The following is a 20,786-nucleotide window of genomic DNA, read 5'->3' on the forward strand; positions in this document are numbered from 1 at the left end:
CCAAAAGCTAGTTTTCCAGCGGCATATAGATTTCGGTTAGCAATTCGGTTGGCGCAACTTCGCGCGGATTATTGAGATATTCCTCAAACACCGGACCTTCGCGCACCTCTTCGCCCGATTGGGGCAACCACTTGCCAAACAGCCACAAATAGGCGGCCTTCATATCGGCATACGGCCCCTTGTAGTGCAGGCAGGCATATCTTCCCGCCACAACGGTTGTTCTTTCAACCGGCGCTTCCAGTTCGATCGCCGAATTGCCTGAAAGCAACGCGCCAGCCTTGGAAAACAGGTCCTCTTCGCGGTAGCTGTCCGGGTCGGTGTGATAAACCCCGATCAGCCGTACATCCGGTGCAATCAAATCACGCACAGCCAGCCATCCGAACAATCTGTCAAACGCCTCACCGATCTGCATGAATGATCCATGATGATCAATCGTCAGCAGCGACATTTCCGGCACTTTACGAATTTCAACGTCCCAAGGCCCGCTGATGACAGCCCCTTGATCTTCAAGCGCGTTCTGGAATTTCGCATGACTGCCTTCCTTGCGATATCGCGCGGGCGGCATGCCATAACCATCCGCAAAGATACGGGTAAAGGATTGCAGGTTTGGATACCCGCATCGTTTGCCGATTTCCTCAATCGCAATGGCACTATTTGCCAGCATTCCGGCCGCCGTATGAAGGCGCACACGCTTGACGGTTGCAGCAATGGTTTCACCAAAAACGCCGTGATAAATACGATGCCAATGGGTTGGGGACATGCAGGCGATTTCGGCCAGCCTGTTCAGATCAAGCTCTTCATCAAGATGATCATGGATATAGCCCTGCACCCGGGCAAGGCGTTCCTGGTAGGACTTCTGGGCATGCAATTTGTTCATCGTTCTCTCGTGCAGTTTGTTGTGCAGTTCGAAAACGCTAGCACGCGTCGATTTGACAAATCTTGCGGACTTACGGCCGGTCGTTATGCCGGAAATAGCGGCATCAGGATTTCATTGATCTCGGCCCAGAGTTCCTCGGAACTCGCACACAGAAGGCCTGCTGCCGTGGCATTGGCGTTATATTCGTTGTCTTTATCTGCCGTGATATAGCGCGCATAACCGCCCGCTTCGCGGACCAGCAACGTCCCCGGCGCATGGTCCCAGGGTTTCAGCGTGCGATAGGCACAGAAATCAAACGCGCCGCGCGCCATTTCCTCGTACTCAGCCCCGCAGCATGAATAATGCGCCACATCGGCAAAGAAATCGAGATGGCCGTAATGCTTGCAGATGCGATCACGGGCATATGAAATCAAAAAGCCCTTGGCATCGGATGCCTTGGTGATGTTGGAGCGCACCGAAACCGCCTGATCCTGATAACGCGTGCCAGACCCAAGTTCCGCAACAGTTGCCGCCCCTTCAATCGGATCGACAATCCACGCAGCAACGGTTTCACCGCCAGCATAAAGTCCAACCATGCAGCGAAATGGCTGCCTGTGATGGGCGAAGTTCTTCGTGCCATCGACCGGATCAATGATCCAGAACGGGTCCTCGGCGGCGAAAACGCGATCCTGCAGGCTCGGGTCTTCGTGCGCGGCTTCTTCACCAAGCGCACGACTTCCGGGCAGAAGGTCGGTCAGACGGCGGGTCAGAACCCGCTCAGCCTCGGTATCGGCGATGGTGACAAGATCCATGGCGTGGGTCTTGGTGTCGATATCGGCGTCATCTAGTTGACCGAAACGCGGGGCGATCTCTTGCGCCGACACTTCCCGGATGATTTCGGTCACCTTGTCCATATCGACTTTAATCGCCACGCGCTTTCTCCCTATCACACCAGATGAATATCAAGCCCGGCCTTGGCACACCAATCCTCGAACCGGCCAACGCGGGTCGTATCGACACGCACCTGAACCGAAATACCATCCGCACCTTCGTTTCGTTTCAGCACTTCACCCTGCTCATAAAGCCGGGCAAGTGATTTACCATCCGCATAAGGCACACACAGCTCAAAAACCGGCATATCTTCAGTCAGGCGGTCTTCAATCAACCGCAGCAACGCCTCGCAATTCGTGCCCTTGATGGCCGAAATCGCCATGGTGTTGTCATGGCGCGCGGCATATTCCGACACTGCCTGAAGTTCTTCGCCTTCAAGCTGATCAATCTTGTTAAGCGCCTCGACCAGTTCTTCGCCGTCAATCGCCTTCTGAAGCCCGAGTTCCTTAAGAACTTCAAGCACATCAAGCTTCTGTTCTTCGGTTTCAGGCGAAGACGCGTCACGGACATGAACAATCAGATCCGCTTCCAGCACTTCCTCAAGCGTCGCGCGAAAGGCCGCGACAAGGTCGTGCGGCAGATCGGAAACAAAGCCAACGGTGTCAGACAGGATCACCTTGCGACCACTTGGCAGGATCAGCCCACGCATGGTCGGATCCAGCGTCGCAAACAGCATATCCTCGGCAAACACTTCGGACACGGTCAACTGGTTAAACAGCGTTGATTTCCCGGCGTTGGTGTAACCGACAAGGGCGACAATCGGATACGGCACCCGACGGCGCGCTTCGCGATGAAGTTCACGCGTACGTTTGACTTCCTCAAGCTCACGACGGAGCTTGGCCAACTTGTCACCGATAAGACGGCGGTCAATCTCGATCTGTCTTTCACCCGGACCGGCAAGGAAGCCACGGCCACCACGCTGACGTTCAAGGTGCGTCCAGGTGCGCACAAGACGGGATCTCTGATAGCTCAGCAATGCGAGCTGCACCTGCAGACGACCCTCACGGGTTCGCGCACGATCGGCAAAGATTTCAAGGATCAGGCCAGTACGGTCAATGACCTTGCATTTCCATTCCCGTTCCAGATTACGTTGCTGGATCGGGGTAAGCTGGCCATTGATCATGACAATGTCGGCCTCGATGGCTTTGATTTGCAAACCAAGCCGTTCCGTTACGCCCTTGCCAAACAACGTGGCCGGACGCAACTTTGCGATGGGCACGATTTCCGCGCCCACCACTTCAAATTCAAGGGCACCCGTCAAACTGACCGCTTCTTCCAGACGTGACGAAGCGTCGCGCCAAGCACCTGTTTGGTCTGCGCGTTTTAGTTCCGGGTGGAAAACCAGGACCCGGGGAGCATCTGGCGTATCGCCGCCCCCCGAAGTCAGAGACTCGTCAGCTATTTTCTTCTTCCGTCGCAGGCTGGCTCGGATCAAACAGCTTGATNGGNGTCGTCGGCATTACCGTCGANATCGCGTGTTTGTANACGAGCTGGGTATGAGCATCGCGCCGCAGCAAAACAGAGAAATTGTCAAACCAGGTNATNATNCCCTGCAATTTGACTCCGTTGACCAGAAACACGGTAACCGGCGTTTTGTTTTTACGGCAATAGTTCAGAAAGACGTCCTGAACATTTTGTGATTTTTCCGCCATTGGTTAGACCTAGCCTTCTTTTATGAGCGTTTTTTTGGTTTCGGGCGGCCAAGGAAAATGTGGAACCGTCGACTTTTCAGGTCAGTCACGATTCCTGCCCCATTTTTAATGACCTTCATGAACTATAAGACGTTCGAGAAGCCTTTTACAACCCTTACAAGCGCCTCGCAATCGGCGAAATGCCAATCAGGGCTAAGAGTCGCAGAATTCTGCGTGTCGCCGTGACCGGTAATTTCGTCGCCAATCAGGATTGCAGTCGCCCCGACATTGCGCGCGCACTGAATATCGACCACGCTATCGCCAACAAACCACAGATTCTCATATTGCGACGCCGAAGAGTCGCCCATCGCCATATGCACCGGGTCAGGTGCCGGTTTGTCCTTGGCGGCATCGGTCGCACCGATGATTTTGCCAAAAAACGGGGTCCATTCAAGGTGATCGGCTTCCTTGCGCAGGAAATTTCCGTTCTTGTTACTGACCACCCCGATATAGGTGCCGTTATCACGCAGCGCACATAAAAGATCATGCGCCCCGGCCAATGGCGTCAGGGTTTCAAGATGGATCGACTGGAAATGGGCATAAAAGCTGTCTTTGGCCTCTTCCCAGCGATCTTCGCCAAACAGGACCGGAAAACTGTCCCGCAAGGAGCGCGCAACGCGCTGCTTGGTTTGGTCCAGCGACCATTTCTCCAGCCCGAAATCCTCAAACGTCATGTTAAGGGCGGCCTGAATGGTCCCCCAGCTATCAACAAGGGTGTTATCCCAGTCAAAAATGACGGCTTTCGGCGGTTGGGGCAATTGGTCAGACATTTGGATTTCCGGTGGCTGGCTGGATATTGTTTTGTATGAGGATTAAGGTAATCGCCTGCCCGATCAGAAATATTCCAGACGGACGGCGAACATCTTCTCGACCTTCTTGATTTGTTCGGACCCAGCAAATACCACGATCCGGTCATTGGCCTCGATCACGGTTGCCGCGCGCGGCATCACGACTTCGCCATCGCGCAGAATGGCGCCAAACACAACACTGGCCGGCATAGCGATATCCTTGATCGCCTTGCCAACGATCGGGGCCGTTTCAAGCGCCTCTGCCTCAAGCACCTCGCCAAATCCCTCGGACAGGCTGTGAACCGCCCGGATACGGCCACGGCGCACGTGATGCAAGATGGTCGACACCGTCGTCATACGTGGGCTGATGACCACATCAACGCCAAGCTCGGATACCAGCGAGTTATAGGTGCTTTTGTTAATCAGCGTCAGTGCACGCGGGCAGCCATACCGTTTGGCCAGAAGTGATGCCAGAATGTTGGTTTCATCATCATTGGTCAGAGCAACAACTGCCTCGGCATTACCGACATTGGCTTCTTCCAGCAGTTCCGGATCAAGAACGTCACCGCGCAGAACAACGCTTTTCTTCGGCAGTTTCTGGGCAACAAAGCGTGCGCGCTCTGGATCGGACTCTACCAATCGTGTGGTAACCCCCGGGAAGTTCTGATTGATTTCCTCAGCGAGGAACAGCGCGATGTTACCGCCCCCAAAGATCACGATACGGCGGGCTTCCGGGTCTTCGTGGCCAAATGCCGACATGGCACGGTCGACCTGATCACTCGAAACGGCAAGGTAAACAAGGTCGCCTGCCAACATCTGGTCATCGCCCTTGGGATAGACCGCCTTGTCGCCGCGGATCATGCCAAGGATCGAGATATTGAGATCCGGGAAAAGCTGATGGAGCTGACGCAGCGGCGTGTTGATCACCGGGCAATCGTCGCTACAACGGATACCAAGGATTTTGACCTTGTCATCGGCAAACGGAATCATGTCAAACGCACCGGGCGCCTGAAGGCGACGCGCAACCGCACGGGCCACTTCCATTTCCGGCGAAATCACCACATCAATCGGAAGCTTTTCACGGCCGAACAAGCTAGCCCATTCCGGCTGCAGATAGGTCTGGCTGCGGATACGCGCGATTTTGGTCGGCACGTTAAACAGCGAATGCGCCACTTGACAGGCCGTCATGTTGACTTCATCGGCAAAGGTCACCGCAATCAGCATGTCGGCTTCTTCCGCGCCTGCCTGCTGCAGCACGTCCGGGTGTGAGCCGAACCCGATGATGCCCTTGACTTCAAGGGTGTCGGAAATTTTGCGCACCAGTTCTTCGGACTGGTCGATCACGGTTACATCATTGTTTTCCGCAGCCAGATATTTGGCAATGTGGAAGCCCACCTGCCCGGCGCCACAAATGATGACCTTCATGTTGAGTTCTCCCGTTCACAACAGTCCGTAGTGATCCTGGGCTTATTGCCCGTTCACACCAAGGCTTTTCAGCTTGCGATGCAATGCTGACCGTTCCATGCCGACAAAGCTGGCCGTTTTGGAGATATTCCCGCCAAAACGGTCGATCTGTGTCTGGAGATATTCTTTTTCAAACATCTCACGCGCTTCGCGGAGCGGCAATGCCATGATTTCACTGGTCTTGTCAAAACTTAGCGACGTCGGCACATCAGAAAACAGCTCGGACGGCAGCATTTTACCGCTGATCAGATCCACCTTGTCTTCATCATCCGGCGCCATGATCATCAATCTTTCGATCACATTGCGCAACTGGCGAACGTTGCCTGGCCAGTCATAGGCATGCAGGGTCGCCATCGCCTCGGGCGAGAGCTTTCTTTTCGGAAGGCCGGTTGCATCGGCATAGCGATCAAGGAACATCTCCGCCAAAACTGGAATGTCATCACGGCGTTGCTGCAATGATGGCACCTCAAGCGGGACAACATTTAGACGGTAATAAAGGTCCTGCCGAAATTTCTGTTCTTCGATCCGCTGTTCCAGATCGCGTGCCGTCGTTGCTATCACGCGCACATCAACATTGACTGGCACCGAACCACCCACGCGCTCAAAGGTCTGGTCCTGCAACACCCGGACAATCTTGCCCTGGGTTTCAAGTGGCATGTCAGCCACTTCATCGAGCAACAAGGTCCCGCCATGGGCCAGTTCAAGTACCCCGGTACGTGCTTCACGGTCCGCGGTTGCGACCGCACCAAAAAGCGACTCTTCCATGGTATCTGGCGAAATATTCGCACAATTCAACACAACAAACGGCGCTTCGGCCCGTGCTGATTTCTGATGGATCAGGCGCGCCACAACTTCCTTGCCCGACCCTGCCGGGCCATGGATCAGAATGCGGCTGCCGGTGCGCGCGACACGTTCGGCGGACTGGCGCAAGTTGTTCACAACCGATGATTTGCCAATCAGTTCGGTGTCCCCACCCGCACGAAGCGTGAGCTCGCGGTTTTCGCGGCGCAGACGCGCATCATCAATCGCACGTTCTACCACCATCAACAGGCGGTCGGTGTTAAACGGCTTTTCGATAAAGTCATACGCCCCGATCCGCGAAGCTTCGAGCGCGGTTTCGATATTGCCGTGACCAGAAATCATCACCACCGGGACTTCGCTATGCTCGCGCTTGATCAGTTGAAGCGTCTCGATCCCGTCGTGATCGCTTTCATCCATCCAGATATCAAGCACCACAAGGCTCGGCCGGCGGGCCGCGACTTCGGACAGCGCGCCCTGACTTGATCCAGCCTGACGGGTTGTATAACCCTCGTCCTCAAGGATGCCGGAAATCAGTGCCCGGATATCTTCTTCATCGTCGACAATAAGAATGTCGTGCGCCATGTCGTGACCAAATCAATCTTTTTCTTGTTGCGATTTTGACAATTAAATCAATTGCCTGAGGAGTCTGTGTCCGGGTTGAGGTCCTCGTTTTCGACCTCAACAACCTTTGGGAAGGATAGCGTAATCGTCGCTCCGCTTTCAACGCCGTCAGAGAGTATAAGCTCTCCGCCATGGTCTTCCATGATTTTCTTTACGATGGCCAAACCAAGCCCGGTTCCCTTCGATCGGGTCGTGACATAGGGCTCGGTCAAACGCTCGCGATGCTCGGTCGGAAGACCCTTGCCGTTATCCGAAACAGCCACGAAAACGCGCTGATTATCGGGCGACTCTGCCACCGAGATTTCGATTTTGCCTTTTGCCAGCTCGCCCTCTTCGGGCTTTTCACGTCCCTCGATGGCCTCGGCCGCGTTTTTAAGCGTGTTGGTCAGGCATTGATTAACCTGATGCGCATCACAGGAAATCTGCAGGTCTTCGATGCCACTGCGATCAAAATCATAGGTGATGTTGCTATGGGCCTGCTTTTGCAGGAACACGGCACTTTTCACCAGCTCGCCAAGGTTTTCAAGCCGCATGGTCGGCGATGGCATCCGCGCAAAGCTGGAAAACTCATCAACCATCCGCCCGATATCGGAAACCTGCCGGATGATCGTGTCGGTACAGGTCGTAAAGACCTCCTGATCATCGGTGATCTGCTTGAGATAGCGACGCTTAAGACGCTCTGCCGAAAGCTGGATTGGTGTCAGCGGGTTTTTGATTTCGTGCGCGATACGCCGCGCGACATCAGCCCAGGCTGCCATACGCTGTGCGGTCTGAAGTTCTGTTACGTCATCAAATGTCACGACATAGCCAAACACCGTGCCGTCATCGGCCCATTCGGCCGTCACCCGCGCCATCAGGGTCAGGTTGACACCATCGCGGCGGATTTCGATCTGGCGCGGTTTGCTGCGGTCGCCATCACGACCAAAGTCCTCAAACAGCGGCAGGAATTCCGGGATAACTTCTGTCAGTTCCTGTGACAGGTAATCTTCCAGATCAACCCCCAGAAGGTCCGACGCACTTCGGTTAGGCAGATCAATCTTGCGTTCAGGATCAAGGCCAATCACACCTGCGGTCACACCGCCCAGGATCGCCTCGGTAAAGCGACGTCGTTCATCATTCAGCCGGTTGGCCGCAACCAACTCATTGCGCTGGGTTTCAAGCTGTGCCGTCATGCGGTTAAACGCCCGACCAAGGGCCTCAAGCTCATCACCCTGCCCGTCAAGTGGCACACGGAACGACATATCACCATCACGCACGCGTTCAGCACCGGTAATCAGCTGTGAGACCGGCTGCACCAAGCGCGTTGCGACCATAAGGCCCAACGTGACTGCCGCCAGTAGAAGAACTACCGAAATCAGGACAAAGATCATGACAAACGTAATCACGATCCCTGAACGCTCGCCCTCAAGGCTTTCATAGGCATCAACCGCCCGACGCGCCTTATCGATACGATCCAGCACGTTCGGGTCGACAAAACGCCCAACCAACAGGAATGCATCAATAAAACTCGGAATCTTGGCAATCGCGCGAATGCGGTTGTCACTCGACCCGATCATCAAAACGACGTCTTTCTGACGCGCTTCGTCAAAGACCTCTGCCGGAACGGATGCCTGATTGGTGTCGTAGGAAAAGCTGTATTCAGACTGCGCGATGATCTGGCCTGAACCATCAATCATCATGACTTCTGGCAAACCACGTGCGAGCGCCTGATCGGTCAGAAAATTTGAAATACGGTCCGGACTGGTCGAGAAATTCACCCCAAAACGCTGCAAATCATTAGTCGTTGCCAAGGCATCCGCGCGGATCAGTTCCTGGTGTTCGCGCAGATAGGCATCTGCGATCACCATGCTTTCTTCAACCGCAGTTCGGATGCGGTCGCTAAACCAGCCCTGAATACCAAAATGCAGGAAGAGTGCCGAGAAAATGGCAACCACGATCGCTGGTGTCACCGCCACCAGCGAGAACATCAGAACCATTCGGGTATGAAGCTTTGCGCCAGCCACCCCGCGCCGACGTTCAACCCAGATCTGGACAAGCTTGCGCGCAACCAGTGTTGCCAGAAGCAACACCAGCACCAGATCGATGTTCAAAAGCAGCAGGATCAGACGCGGATCAGGCCGAAATGGCGCTGTCCCGGTCATGGCAAGATAGGTCGCAGTTACCGAAACAAGGGCCGCTGTAACCAGCCCGAACGCAAACCTGCGTGACTGGCCCAGCCGCCCCAGAAACCGTACAAAGCCCGACCGCAAGAACCGGTTGGAGATCGAACGGTCGGTATTATTCATTTCGTGCCCCTGACGACTTCCAGTCCAAGATCACGGATCTTCTTGCGCAACGTATTACGGTTAAGGCCCAGAACTTCTGCTGCCTTGACCTGATTGCCCCGGGTCGCTTCAAGCGTCACGTTCAAAAGCGGACGCTCCATTTCGCGCAGGATCCGGTCATAAAGGCCGTTCGCTGGCAGATCATCATCATGGGCATCGAAATATTCGCGCACATGACGTTCGATGGACTCAGAAAGCGACTGCGGCTCGGCACTTGGTGCGGCTTCGCTGACATTGTTTTCGGAAAACTCGGTCTCGATGACATCAACACCGATCACGTCATGCGAATAAAGTGCTGTTAGGCGACGCACCATGTTTTCGAGTTCGCGGATGTTGCCCGGCCAGCGATGCGCCTTCAGACGCGCCATCGCCTCGTTCGACAGGGTCTTGCGCGGCAGGCCTTCTTCGCTGGCCTGCATCAGGAAGTGATTGACCAGTTCCGGAATGTCTTCAAGGCGTTCGCGCAGCGACGGCAGACGGATCGGCACGACATTGAGGCGATAGAACAAATCTTCGCGGAATGTGCCTTCACGGATCAGTTTGCGCAGATCACGGTGCGTTGCCGCGACGATGCGGACATTGACGCGGATCGGTGTCCGACCACCGACACGGGTATATTCACCTTCCTGCAACACGCGCAACAAACGCGTCTGGGCTTCAAGCGGCATATCGCCGATTTCATCCAAGAAAAGCGTACCGCCCTCGGCCTGCTCGAACCGGCCGACCTTGCGCTCGTTCGCGCCAGTAAAGGCGCCCTTTTCATGACCAAACAGCTCGCTTTCGATCAGCTCGCGCGGGATAGCCGCCATATTGATCGCAACGAACGGTCCATGGCGGCGTCCGCCATATTCATGCAGGGCACGCGCAACCAGTTCCTTACCCGTGCCGCTTTCACCGGTGACCATGACAGTCAGGTCGGTGTTCATCAGGCGTGCGAGTGCGCGATAGATTTCCTGCATCGCCGGTGATCGGCCGATCAGAGGCAGGCGGTCATCGCCCTCTTCATCCTCGTCCTTGCCGGTCTGGCTTTCCTGCGGCGTCTCAAGCGCACGATCAACAATCCCCATCAACTCATTGAGATCAAATGGTTTTGGAAGATATTCAAACGCACCACGCTGGGCTGCTTTGACCGCGGTCATCAGGGTGTTCTGGGCACTCATAACGATCACGCGCAGGTCCGGGCGCAGCTTGCGAATGCGCGGCACCATGTCCAGCCCGTTCTCGTCAGGCATCATGACGTCGGTAATCACCAGATCGCCATCCCCGTCGGCGATCCAATCCCACAGTGTGCGGCCATGGCCGGTACTGCGGACTTCATGCCCCTGACGCGACAATGCCTGCGTCAGAACAGTGCGAATGGCCCGATCATCGTCGGCAACCAGAATTCTCGCAGGGCTGGTACTCATGCGGTTTCTTCCCTGTTTTTGATTATGATCGGGTCAGATGCCCCTTCGGCCAGTGCCCGATTGTAAATCGGCAGCATGATTTGAAACTCTGCACCTCCCCCAGGCACATCTTTCACTTCAATCACACCACCATGGTCATTGATGATTTTCGCCACCAGCGCAAGGCCAAGCCCCGAACCGGTCGGCTTTGTCGTGACAAACGGATCAAACAGGCTTTCACGCATGTCTGGCGGAATGCCCGGCCCATTATCACGTACCGACACCACCAGCGGCAGATGAACACGTGCGTCACCGCCAGCAACCGCCAAGCGGATGCCATGCTGATAGCGTGTCGAAATGGTAATTTTTCCATCCTTGGGATCGACCGCCTCGCCGGCATTCTTGATCAGGTTCAGGAACACCTGAACAAGCTGATCACGATTGCCAAATACCGGCGGCAAGGACGGATCGTAGATTTCCTCGAATGTCAGGTTCTTGCCAAACCCGTTTTCCGCAAGACGACGGACATGCTCAAGAACTGTATGAATATTGACTGCCCCGCGCTCCAGCGGCTTGTCGGAAAAGATTTCCATGCGGTCGACAAGCTCGACAATCCGGTCGGCCTCATCACAAATCAGGCGGGTCAGAACGCGGTCATCCTCATTGCTGGTCTGTTCCAGCAACTGCGCGGCACCGCGAATACCCGAAAGCGGGTTTTTGATTTCATGGGCCAGAATGGCCGCCATCGCACTGACCGAACGTGCCGAGTTTCGGCTGAGCAACTGGTTATCGATTTTTTGCGCAATCGACCGCGGCTCAAAGGTCAGAACGGCACAATCGCTCTCATCAGGCATGGACCCCACGGTCAGATTGACCGTGTGCTTGCCGATCTTGGGACTTTCAATCAGCAGGTTGTGGTCGGCCACCAGTGTGGCTTCATCAATCGCCTGCTTGATCAGGGAAAAGACCGGGCTGTCTGACGGGATAAAATCCGTCAGGTCACTACGGCACAACACGCTTGCGCTGGTGTTAAACAGCTGCTCGGTCGCCTGATTGACAAACTTGATCTTGCCATCCCGGTTGGCGACAACGACCGCGCTCGCGATCGCGTTGAGAACGCCCGTCGGGTCGACCCCGTTGCCTTTTCCAAATCCCAGTCTCATGCAATTCTTCCCCGACGACTGTTTTTGATGGTCGCCATATTATTGTTATGAAGTGATCAGGCTGCTTCCTGATCCAGTTTGATTTCGTTTTCGATCAGCGGCTCGTAAAACGCGCGGATTTGCGTTTTCACTTCAGCCGGATCATCCAACACATTGACAACACGACGAAATTCCGTCGCATTGCGCAAGCTGTTGCAATACCACGCCAGATGCTTGCGCGCGATGCGCACACCCTGACGGCCATGATGATCAATCATCGCATCATAGTGGCGCAGGATGGTTTGAAGCTGAACTTCAAGACTTGGCGCGGCAAGCTTTTGACCGGTTTTAAGATAATGCGAAACCTGCGCAAGGAACCATGGACGCCCCTGCGCGCCCCGGCCAATCATCACGCCATCTGCACCGGATCGATCGAGAAGCTCCTTGGCGTCTTCTTCGCTGTTCACATCGCCATTGCCCAAAACCGGGATGGATACTGCATCCTTGACCAGTGCAATCGCATCCCAGTCTGCATCCCCCTTATAGAACTGGCAACGCGTGCGCCCGTGAATGGTCAGCATCGCAATCCCAAGATCCTCGGCGATACGCGCCAAAGCCGGGGCATTGCGGTTATCATCATCCCAGCCCAGACGCATTTTAAGCGTCACGGGCACGGATACCGCATCAACCGTCGCCTTGATGATGTCCGCCGCAAGCTTTTCATCGCGCATCAGCGCCGAACCGGCATAGCCCTTGGTCACCTTTTTGGCCGGGCAACCCATATTGATATCGATGATCATGGCCCCGCGGGCCTCGTTCATCTTGGCAGCCTCGGCCATTTCTTCGGGTTCGGTACCGGCAAGCTGGACCGACAACGGGGTTTCGGCGGCGCAATCGCCATGCATTTTCCGGACTTCCTTTTCATGCCGCTGGATGCGGGTCATGGCGTCCGACGCAATCATTTCGGACACAACAAGATGGCCGCCAAACTGGCGGACCTGTTGCCGAAACGGAAGGTCAGTCACACCTGACATCGGTGCCAGCACAACATTCTCTGGCACATGTACAGAACCGATCTGCAATGACATGAAGGAATTCCAATTGCCTAAAACTTGGGCAGATTAATAAAACTGGCAACGACATGCAACAACTCTCGCCGCATTGGCGCAAATATCATGCCCCGATGACGGTTAATTCACAGAAACACTGCAGAAATTTGGAAGATTCTCGGTGAAGGAAAGCGTTACAAACCGGCGCAAAACGATAATCAATGACTAGCAATTATGCATGCGCTGGCGAAATGATCGTAAAAATTGGGCATATTAGGTGCAGATAAGCCAAAAGGCCTATCCGATAATGTAGCCCGTCACCAGTCGAACACCCGGGAATGCCAAGGTCAGCAACAGCCAGGCCCCCAGCACGAACCGCACAGCCATACGCCCGCGCAGGTTGGAGCGTTCATGGATAAAGATCAGGATGCAAATGGTGACAAAGCCAAGCAGGGTCAGCAGCATCTTGTGATCAATTTCCCAAAGACTGCGACCCTCGACATAGCGCAGGGCAAAGCCGGACACAATCCCGATCACCAGCACCCATGCCGACCATTTCAAAAAGCCGACCAACATGTATTCACTGTCACGCAGAGGCGGCAGACGGCGGCTCCAACGGGTCGGCTTGCGCTTTTTAAGGGCATATTCCTGAACGACATATGCCATTGCGGCAATCGCTGCCAAGGTCACCAAGGCATAGGTGATCAGGGAACTGCCAATATGGGTCCAAAGCCAGCCGGAATAGAGTGCAGGACCATTGACCACTTCGGGATCATGATCACCAAATACACGGAAGATCGCGGCAAGCACCGCAAACAAAAGCAGATAGCCACCAATATAGCCCGCGAGCCGCCAAACCTGATGCGGCCCCTTGCAGATGACCAGACCACCAAAGATCATGATCACGGTCAGCTCCGACCAATGCAGGGCTGCAGCAAAGCCGCGTGACTGGACTTCCTCGCCGGTTACGCCAAGCAAAAACATCGTTCCAACTGCCGCCAGACAAATCGACGCATAAAGCCACACATCCCGACGCGGCTCGGCACGCATTATCTGCCCGGTCAGGGGCAGCAGTGCTAGGATATGAATATAGGCAGCGAGCATCTTGGAACCCGTTTCTGTCTTCCGGATCAGGCTTGATCCCGATATTGCATTTGCCGACTTGGCAAATCCCTCGCAGAAAGATAGCCTGCGGCGCACTTCAGACAAGCCATGGCATTACGTTTATGACCCAAAAAACAGGCGTTGTCATCGTTGCTGCCGGCAGCGGTAGCAGATTTGGCGACCCAATACCAAAACAATATCACATGCTTGGCGGCAAAAGCATTCTTGCCCATTGCATTGAATGCTTTGCACGACATACCGACCCTGCCCTTATTCAGGTGGTCTATAACCCAGCCCATCAGGACTGGTATGACGCCGCAACCGCGTCCCTGGATGATGCCATATCACTCCCGGCACCGGTGGCAGGCGGCGAAACCCGTCAGCAATCGGTTCTGAACGGTTTGCGCGCACTCGTCGCAAAGGCGCCTGATCGTGTACTGATCCATGATGCGGCCCGTCCGGGCATTTCCGATGACGTGATCGAACGTGTCATGGCAGCCCTTGAAACGCATCGTGGCGCCATCCCGACCCTGCCCGTTGCCGACACCATCAAGCAAACCGATGCGCATGGCGTGATCACGCAAACCATTCCGCGTGAGAGTCTTCAACGGGCGCAAACGCCGCAAGGATTTGACTTCAAAACCATCTTTGACGCGCACCAGAAATTTGAAGGTCAGGAATTCACCGATGATGCCGCCCTGCTTGAGGCCATCGGACTTGATGTGATGTGTGTGGCGGGTACTACCAACAACGACAAGATCACCCATCGTGATGACTTTGGCCGTGCACAAAGCTGGGCGGACAGCACAAACAAGGAAACAGCGCAGATGTCGCAAGAAGAATACCGGGCTGGCACCGGATTTGATGTTCACCGCTTTGCCCCAGGCGATCATTGTATCCTGTGTGGCGTCAAAGTCCCGCATACCGCCCGTCTGGAAGGTCATTCCGATGCCGATGTCGGCCTGCACACCCTGACCGATGCTATTCTGGGCGCGATTGGCGCAGGTGATATCGGCCAGCATTTCCCGCCAAGCGACATGCAGTGGAAAGGTGCCGCATCCGACATCTTCCTCAAACACGCGGCTGAGCTGGTGCGCAAACGTGGCGGTCGGATCGTGAATGTCGACGTTACCCTGATTTGCGAACGCCCGAAAATCGGTCCGCACACGCCTGCAATGCGTGAAAAGGTCGCGGAAATCCTTGCGATCGATGTTGATCGCGTCAATGTCAAAGCCACCACCACCGAAAAGCTTGGCTTTACCGGCCGCGAAGAAGGCATTGCTGCACAGGCTGCCGTCAGCGTCGCCCTTCCGATCAGCTGATCACGCACGACCACGAAAAAACAAAGGGCAGGATTTCGATCCTGCCCTTTTGCATATCAACGTAATGTGTGCCTGGGTCTGAAGCCTAGGACGCCGCCTCGCCGCCCTCTTCTTCGGGCAGTTGATGCTTCATCAGGACCGGCACCTGTGCCATGCCAAACACCATGGTGATCGGCATGATGCCCCAGACCTTGAAGGCGACCCAAGTATCGGTCGAGAAGTTGCGCCAGACGATTTCGTTGACCACGGCCAGAAAAACAAAGAAGAACGCCCAGCGCCAGGTCAGGATGCGCCATCCTTCATCGGTTGCCTTGAACGCGCTTTCCAGAACCAGTTTCAGGAACAGTTTTCCTGCGGCAAGGCCGCCAAACAGAATACTGGCAAACAGAAGGTTCACAATGGTTGGCTTGATCTTGATGAACAGCTCATCGTCGAGATAAAGCGTCAAACCGCCAAACACGATAACAAACGCCCCACCAATCAGCGGCATCACCGGAATGGTCCGTGCCAGCGCATAAGATGTTGCAAGGGCAACAACGGTGGCGGCAACGAAAACCGCCGTCGCCGTCATCAGGTTGGTCGTGGCATTGACCGCAAAAAACAGGATCAACGGCCCCATCTCCAGGGCCATTTTGGTAAACTGATTCATTAACTCGTATCATCCAAGGACTAAAATTTGCGCCATCCTAGGGGGCATGCCCGCCAGATGCAATCACATCAGCCGTGATCTTGATCCCAGCTGGGTTTGCAGCCACGACACATAATCATGATTGCCCCGCCCCAAAGGCAGTTCAAGGATGCAGGGAACTTCATAAGGATGGTGATCCTCAATCCATTGCGCCAGTTCCACAGCGGTTGTTTTTGATGTCTTGAGGATCACAACAACTTCGCTCTCTTCCTCGACATCGCCATCCCATTCATAAATCGCCGTCATATGCGGCAAGACATTCGCGCAAGCCGCCAGTTTTTCACGGATCGCCCCACCGGCAATCACGCGCGCAATATCCATGTCCGGCACCGTGACATACAGAAATGACATCTCGCTTGGTTGGAACTCTTCTGGCGTCATTGCGATTGCTCCATGGTTGAATATACGTCACACTAACCAAGATGTTTGTATCACCAATCATACCATAACGGTGCGGGGAGTACCGATGACGGGGAAAAAACATTCGAAACCGACCGACGTGCAGCTGGAATGGCTGCGCCGTGGCCTGAGTCAGCCCGGTGGAAAATTGCCGCTTTTTGACGGCAATGGCAAACAGATCAGCGAAAAAACGGTCCGGAGCTGCATTGATCACGGTTGGGCAGCCCCCTGGTTTGATAACCCGGTCAAACCCGATTGGTTGATCTGCAAACTGACTGATGAGGGCCGTCGCGTCGCGAGTGCGGGCATTTAACACAGCCACGCAATCGACTTTCTGCTGTCAAATCCAATCAATTCTCTGCCGTTTTGATCCGAAACCAGCGCTTTCGGGTATCAGACTCATCTCCCTTGCGGGCAACAGATGGGTAAAGATCATGTCGATACTGCACCAAAACATGCTCCGGATTGTATTGGTTCTGGCGGGTTTGATGTTCTGGTCGATCCCAGCCGCGGCTTCGGAAGATGCATGGCAAATCTGGAAAACTGATGGGGTGCATGCCCTGATGCGGCATGCCATTGCGCCCGGAACCGGTGATCCGGCGAATTTTACGCTGGGCGATTGTTCAACCCAACGCAACCTTGATGACACCGGCCGTGAACAGGCACGAAACACGGGTGCCGTCATTCGCGATATGGGGATCAAGGTCACCGCGGTGCTGACAAGCCAGTGGTGCCGTTGTGTTGATACCGCGCGTTTTCTGGATCTTGGTCCGGTGATTGAGGAACCCGCCCTCAACTCCTTCTTCCGCGACCGCAGTCGCGAGCCCGCGCAGAGTGCCGCAATCAAGGAACAGCTTGCCACTTCGTCGGATGATGAAAAACTGCTGCTCGTCACCCATCAGGTCAACATCACCGCCCTGACCGGAATTTTTCCAAGATCAGGCGAGATCATTCTGTTCAGAATGGCTGATAACGGCACAGACATAGACGTACTTGCCCACCTGATGCCGTAGCATCACGGGAAACGCGTGATCGATTTTTCAAGGGAGAGATAATTGGTCGGAGCGAGAGGATTCGAACCTCCGACCCCCTGCACCCCATGCAGGTGCGCTACCAGGCTGCGCCACGCTCCGACCGTAGAGTTGCGCCGTTTGGCGCGGCTCGATAAATAGCGGCGCCACGCCAAAGACGCAAATGGTTTTTATGGATTTTTTTTGGCGTCCTGCAGGCCTGAGCGCAGGATTGCCTGAAGTTCTTCAAGTTCGCCCAAAACAGCTTTGAGTGCTGTTTTGTCCGGGCCGGAAACACTGCCCGCAACCGGTGCAGCAGCACTTGGTGCCATATCCGAACCAGCTGCCTCGGCATCCTGCCCGGTGACTGCAATTTCGGAGGGCAGCTTGCCCTTGTTCTGATCAAGAAGCTTTTGCACCCCTTTGATCGTGAACCCCTGATCATGCAGAAGGGTACGGATATGGGACAGGAAATCAATGTCTTCAGGACGGTAATAGCGTCTGCCACCTGCCCGTTTCATCGGCTGGATCTGGGGAAACTTGGATTCCCAGAACCGCAGGACGTGCTGCTGAAGACCAAGCTCCTTGGCAGCCTCGCTAATTGTGCGAAAAGCAGAGTCAGACTTTGCTGTCCGGCGGGAATTCCCCGCCGCAGCCCCCAAGTTCGTTTTCATGCGTCTTTTTCTTAATTGTTAATTCGCGCTTTCAGGACCTGTGACGGCCGGAAAACAAGTACCTTACGCGGAAGGATCGGTACTTCTTCACCCGTTTTCGGGTTTCGTCCGATGCGCTGACCTTTCTGACGCACAGAGAAACTTCCGAACGAGGAAATTTTCACCACTTCGTCTTTGATCAGTGCCGATGAAATTTCATCGAGAACAGTTTCAAGCAGCTGGGCGGACTCGTTCCGCGACAGACCTACTTCCTGGTAAACGGCTTCAGCGAGATCCGCACGGGTAATCGTTGTTTCCGACATGACAGGCCGCCTCCTAATTACGGGACTTAATTTACAAGGCTATATCTGGTAGCGAAATCAGTCAATATCAACAGGATACACTGCTTTTTGACGGAATGTTGTGAAAATTAAGAAATTCACGTGAATTTGTCTCATTCCGCGCAAGCAATCCGGCCTTACCAACGCACCAAAGATGCGCCCCAGGTAAAGCCGCCACCCATTGCTTCAAGCACGACAATATCACCGCGCTGAACGCGTCCGTCATGAACGGCTTCGGCAAGGGCCAACGGAATAGACGCCGCAGACGTGTTGGCGTGACGATCAACCGTCACCACAACCTTGTCCTTGGAAATTCCGAACTTGCGTGCGGTGCTATCAAGAATACGCTGGTTGGCCTGATGGGGCACAAGCCAATCAATATCGGTGGGCTCAAGCCCGGTATCGGCCAGAACTTCGCGGATCACACCGGCAAGGTTGGTCACCGCATGGCGGAAGACTTCCTGGCCTTCCATGCGCAAATGCCCCACCGTCTGGGTCGAAGACGGGCCACCATCAACGTAAAGCAGCTCATATTTGCTGCCATCGGAATGCAGACGGTTGGCCAAGATACCAACATCTTCCATGGTGCCGTTGCCTTCAACGCCCTGCAACACAACCGCACCGGCACCATCACCAAACAGCACGCACGTCCGGCGGTCTTCCCAATCCAGAATGCGCGAAAACGTCTCCGCCCCAATGACAAGCGCGGTCTTCGCCTGCCCATTTCGGATATACATATCCGCCGTCGTCAGGGCATAGATAAAGCCGGAACAAACGGCCTGCACATCAAAGGCAAAGCCCTTGACCCCAAGGCGGTTCTGAACCTTGGTCGCGGTTGCCGGGAAGGTATTATCGGGCGTCGCAGTCGCAACAATGATCAGGTCGATGTCTTCAGACGTGACACCAGCATGTTCCATTGCCTTTTTGGCGGCTTCAAAGGCCAGATCACTGGTGGTTTCGCCTTCGGCGGCGATGTGACGCTGGCGGATGCCCGTCCGGGCCACGATCCATTCATCTGACGTATCGACGCGCTTGGCGAGATCATCATTGGTTACAACGTTTGCAGGTAGATATGAACCGCAACCAATAATGCGAGAACGAGTTGTCATGATTTGGGGACCGCCGGCTTTCTGTTTTCTGGTGGGTTAATCAGTTGGCTTGACCAACAGGAACGGCAACTTCTTCTGCCTCGTCATTTTCAAGGCCGCTCATGGCCTGTTCAAAGATCGAGAGCTCATGCTTGATGCTGTCATTAAGGTTATTAACGATCAGGTCGTGGCAAACCCCGATGGCATTGGAAAAACCAAGCGCATCCGTACCGCCATGGCTTTTGACCGCAATACCATTCAGCCCGAGCAACATCGCGCCATTGTAACGGCGCGGATCCATGCGATCACGGAAACGCTGAAGCGAACGACGGGCAAGAAGATAGCCGATCTTGGCAAAGAAGGAGCTTTTGAACGTCTCGCGCAGGAAATGCACCAACAGGCGTGCAGTCCCTTCTGCAGTCTTGAGCGCCACGTTGCCGGTAAAGCCGTCGGTCACGATGACATCAACGGTCCCCTTGGCAAGGTCATCCCCCTCGACAAAGCCTTCAAAGCGGATCGGAAGATCGCTATCACGCAGGATTGCCGCGGCTTTCTTGACCGATTCATTGCCTTTAAGCTCTTCGATGCCGACATTGAGCAAGCCGACAGACGGCTTTTCAAGGCCAAACAGAATACGGGTGAACACTTCCCCCATCAGGGCGAACTGCACCAGGTTGTGCTCGTCACATTCGATGTTCGCACCAAGGTCAAGCATCACCGTCTCGCCGCGCTGGGTCGGCATATAGGTGGCAATCGCCGGACGATCGATACCACGCACGGTTTTCAGGACAAACTTCGCCATCGCCATCAGGGCCCCGGTATTCCCGGCAGACACAACACCCTGTGCATCGCCTTCCTTAACGGCATTGATGGCAAGCCGCATGCTGGAATCCCGGCGTTGACGCAGGGCGACGGAAGGCTTGTCTTCCATCGAGACTTCCTGGGATGCGTGGCGGATCTCGCTGACAGCTTCCAATGTCGGATATTTGGCCAGCATCGGTTTGAGCTGTGCTTCATCACCAAACATCAGAAACTTGAGATGGGGCAACCGTTTGAGTGCAATTTCTGCACCGGCCAAAACCATCTCTGGCGCGTGGTCTCCTCCCATCGCGTCAAGTGATATGCAAACCTGTTCAGGCAACGTATTCTCTTATGGTTGTTCTAAAATC

The 20,786-nt window shown here is 54.9% G+C and carries 21 protein-coding genes and 1 tRNA gene; 3 read left to right on the plus strand and 19 right to left on the minus strand.

Annotated features, from left to right (window positions below; all coding sequences use genetic code 11):
- Positions 1-7: 7 nt before the first annotated feature.
- The 12 genes from CMO10_RS05030 to ccsA form a co-directional block, all read right to left on the minus strand.
- Complete coding sequence (locus CMO10_RS05030) at positions 8-877, minus strand: AraC family transcriptional regulator (RefSeq protein ID WP_297019240.1); 870 nt, start codon at positions 875-877, stop codon at positions 8-10.
- Between the two features lie 83 nt (positions 878-960).
- Complete coding sequence (locus CMO10_RS05035; protein ID WP_297019242.1) at positions 961-1,788, minus strand: inositol monophosphatase family protein; 828 nt, start codon at positions 1,786-1,788, stop codon at positions 961-963.
- Positions 1,789-1,802: 14 nt separating this feature from the next.
- Positions 1,803-3,134 (minus strand): GTPase HflX, encoded by a 1,332-nt coding sequence (gene hflX / locus CMO10_RS05040; RefSeq protein ID WP_472910348.1) that lies wholly within the window; start codon positions 3,132-3,134, stop codon positions 1,803-1,805.
- Positions 3,135-3,141: 7 nt separating this feature from the next.
- Positions 3,142-3,399 (minus strand): RNA chaperone Hfq, encoded by a 258-nt coding sequence (hfq, locus tag CMO10_RS05045; protein ID WP_297019244.1) that lies wholly within the window; start codon positions 3,397-3,399, stop codon positions 3,142-3,144.
- Positions 3,400-3,521: 122 nt separating this feature from the next.
- Positions 3,522-4,208: an HAD family hydrolase gene (locus tag CMO10_RS05050; RefSeq protein WP_297019246.1), complete on the minus strand. Its 687-nt coding sequence runs from the start codon at positions 4,206-4,208 to the stop codon at positions 3,522-3,524.
- Positions 4,209-4,271: 63 nt separating this feature from the next.
- Positions 4,272-5,651 carry a Trk system potassium transporter TrkA gene (trkA, locus tag CMO10_RS05055; protein ID WP_044829153.1) on the minus strand — a complete coding sequence of 460 codons (1,380 nt, stop codon included), beginning with the start codon at positions 5,649-5,651 and terminating at the stop codon, positions 4,272-4,274.
- A 42-nt stretch (positions 5,652-5,693) separates the two neighbouring features.
- Positions 5,694-7,073, minus strand: coding sequence for a nitrogen assimilation response regulator NtrX (ntrX, locus tag CMO10_RS05060; protein ID WP_297019248.1), 1,380 nt, complete (start codon positions 7,071-7,073; stop codon positions 5,694-5,696).
- Positions 7,074-7,120: 47 nt separating this feature from the next.
- Positions 7,121-9,397, minus strand: a complete 2,277-nt coding sequence (locus CMO10_RS05065; protein WP_297019250.1) for a sensor histidine kinase NtrY-like — start codon at positions 9,395-9,397, stop codon at positions 7,121-7,123.
- Positions 9,394-10,842, minus strand: coding sequence for a nitrogen regulation protein NR(I) (ntrC, locus tag CMO10_RS05070; RefSeq protein ID WP_297019252.1), 1,449 nt, complete (start codon positions 10,840-10,842; stop codon positions 9,394-9,396). The genes CMO10_RS05065 and ntrC overlap by 4 nt, the downstream gene beginning before the upstream one ends.
- A complete protein-coding gene (locus CMO10_RS05075) occupies positions 10,839-11,984 on the minus strand; it encodes a two-component system sensor histidine kinase NtrB (RefSeq protein ID WP_044829157.1) in 1,146 nt (381 codons plus the stop codon). The genes ntrC and CMO10_RS05075 overlap by 4 nt, the downstream gene beginning before the upstream one ends.
- A 56-nt stretch (positions 11,985-12,040) precedes the next feature.
- Positions 12,041-13,051: a tRNA dihydrouridine synthase DusB gene (gene dusB, locus CMO10_RS05080; protein ID WP_297019255.1), complete on the minus strand. Its 1,011-nt coding sequence runs from the start codon at positions 13,049-13,051 to the stop codon at positions 12,041-12,043.
- A gap of 258 nt (positions 13,052-13,309) precedes the next feature.
- A complete protein-coding gene (gene ccsA / locus CMO10_RS05085) occupies positions 13,310-14,116 on the minus strand; it encodes a cytochrome c biogenesis protein CcsA (protein ID WP_297019257.1) in 807 nt (268 codons plus the stop codon).
- A 122-nt stretch (positions 14,117-14,238) separates the two neighbouring features.
- Here ccsA and CMO10_RS05090 point away from each other — a divergent pair, with 122 nt between their 5' ends.
- Positions 14,239-15,438, plus strand: a complete 1,200-nt coding sequence (locus CMO10_RS05090; RefSeq protein ID WP_297019260.1) for a bifunctional 2-C-methyl-D-erythritol 4-phosphate cytidylyltransferase/2-C-methyl-D-erythritol 2,4-cyclodiphosphate synthase — start codon at positions 14,239-14,241, stop codon at positions 15,436-15,438.
- Positions 15,439-15,523: 85 nt separating this feature from the next.
- Here CMO10_RS05090 and CMO10_RS05095 read toward each other — a convergent pair whose 3' ends face one another.
- Both CMO10_RS05095 and cutA read right to left on the minus strand, forming a co-directional pair.
- The gene (locus tag CMO10_RS05095) at positions 15,524-16,087 is read right to left on the minus strand and encodes a septation protein A (RefSeq protein ID WP_297019262.1); all 564 of its coding nucleotides are present in this window, start codon (positions 16,085-16,087) and stop codon (positions 15,524-15,526) included.
- 63 nt (positions 16,088-16,150) lie between these two features.
- Entirely contained in the window at positions 16,151-16,507 is a 357-nt protein-coding gene (gene cutA / locus CMO10_RS05100; protein WP_052657645.1) for a divalent-cation tolerance protein CutA, read from the minus strand.
- A gap of 85 nt (positions 16,508-16,592) precedes the next feature.
- Between cutA and CMO10_RS05105 the strand changes: the two genes are divergently transcribed.
- Positions 16,593-16,838, plus strand: coding sequence for a hypothetical protein (locus tag CMO10_RS05105; RefSeq protein ID WP_044829163.1), 246 nt, complete (start codon positions 16,593-16,595; stop codon positions 16,836-16,838).
- Positions 16,839-16,959: 121 nt separating this feature from the next.
- Positions 16,960-17,538 (plus strand): histidine phosphatase family protein, encoded by a 579-nt coding sequence (locus tag CMO10_RS05110; RefSeq protein ID WP_297019266.1) that lies wholly within the window; start codon positions 16,960-16,962, stop codon positions 17,536-17,538.
- A 43-nt stretch (positions 17,539-17,581) separates the two neighbouring features.
- Here CMO10_RS05110 and CMO10_RS05115 read toward each other — a convergent pair.
- The 5 genes from CMO10_RS05115 to plsX all read right to left on the minus strand — a co-directional run bounded on the left by CMO10_RS05115 (position 17,582) and on the right by plsX (position 20,758).
- Positions 17,582-17,658, minus strand: a tRNA-Pro gene (locus CMO10_RS05115).
- 68 nt (positions 17,659-17,726) lie between these two features.
- A complete protein-coding gene (locus CMO10_RS05120; RefSeq protein WP_297019268.1) occupies positions 17,727-18,209 on the minus strand; it encodes a MerR family transcriptional regulator in 483 nt (160 codons plus the stop codon).
- An 11-nt stretch (positions 18,210-18,220) separates the two neighbouring features.
- Positions 18,221-18,511: an integration host factor subunit alpha gene (locus CMO10_RS05125; protein WP_044829166.1), complete on the minus strand. Its 291-nt coding sequence runs from the start codon at positions 18,509-18,511 to the stop codon at positions 18,221-18,223.
- 155 nt (positions 18,512-18,666) lie between these two features.
- Positions 18,667-19,638 carry a beta-ketoacyl-ACP synthase III gene (locus CMO10_RS05130; RefSeq protein ID WP_297019271.1) on the minus strand — a complete coding sequence of 324 codons (972 nt, stop codon included), beginning with the start codon at positions 19,636-19,638 and terminating at the stop codon, positions 18,667-18,669.
- Positions 19,639-19,678: 40 nt separating this feature from the next.
- A complete protein-coding gene (gene plsX / locus CMO10_RS05135; protein WP_297019273.1) occupies positions 19,679-20,758 on the minus strand; it encodes a phosphate acyltransferase PlsX in 1,080 nt (359 codons plus the stop codon).
- Positions 20,759-20,786: the final 28 nt, after the last annotated feature.

The sequence above is a fragment of the Thalassospira sp. genome, from assembly GCF_002709775.1.
GTDB lineage: Bacteria > Pseudomonadota > Alphaproteobacteria > Rhodospirillales > Thalassospiraceae > Thalassospira.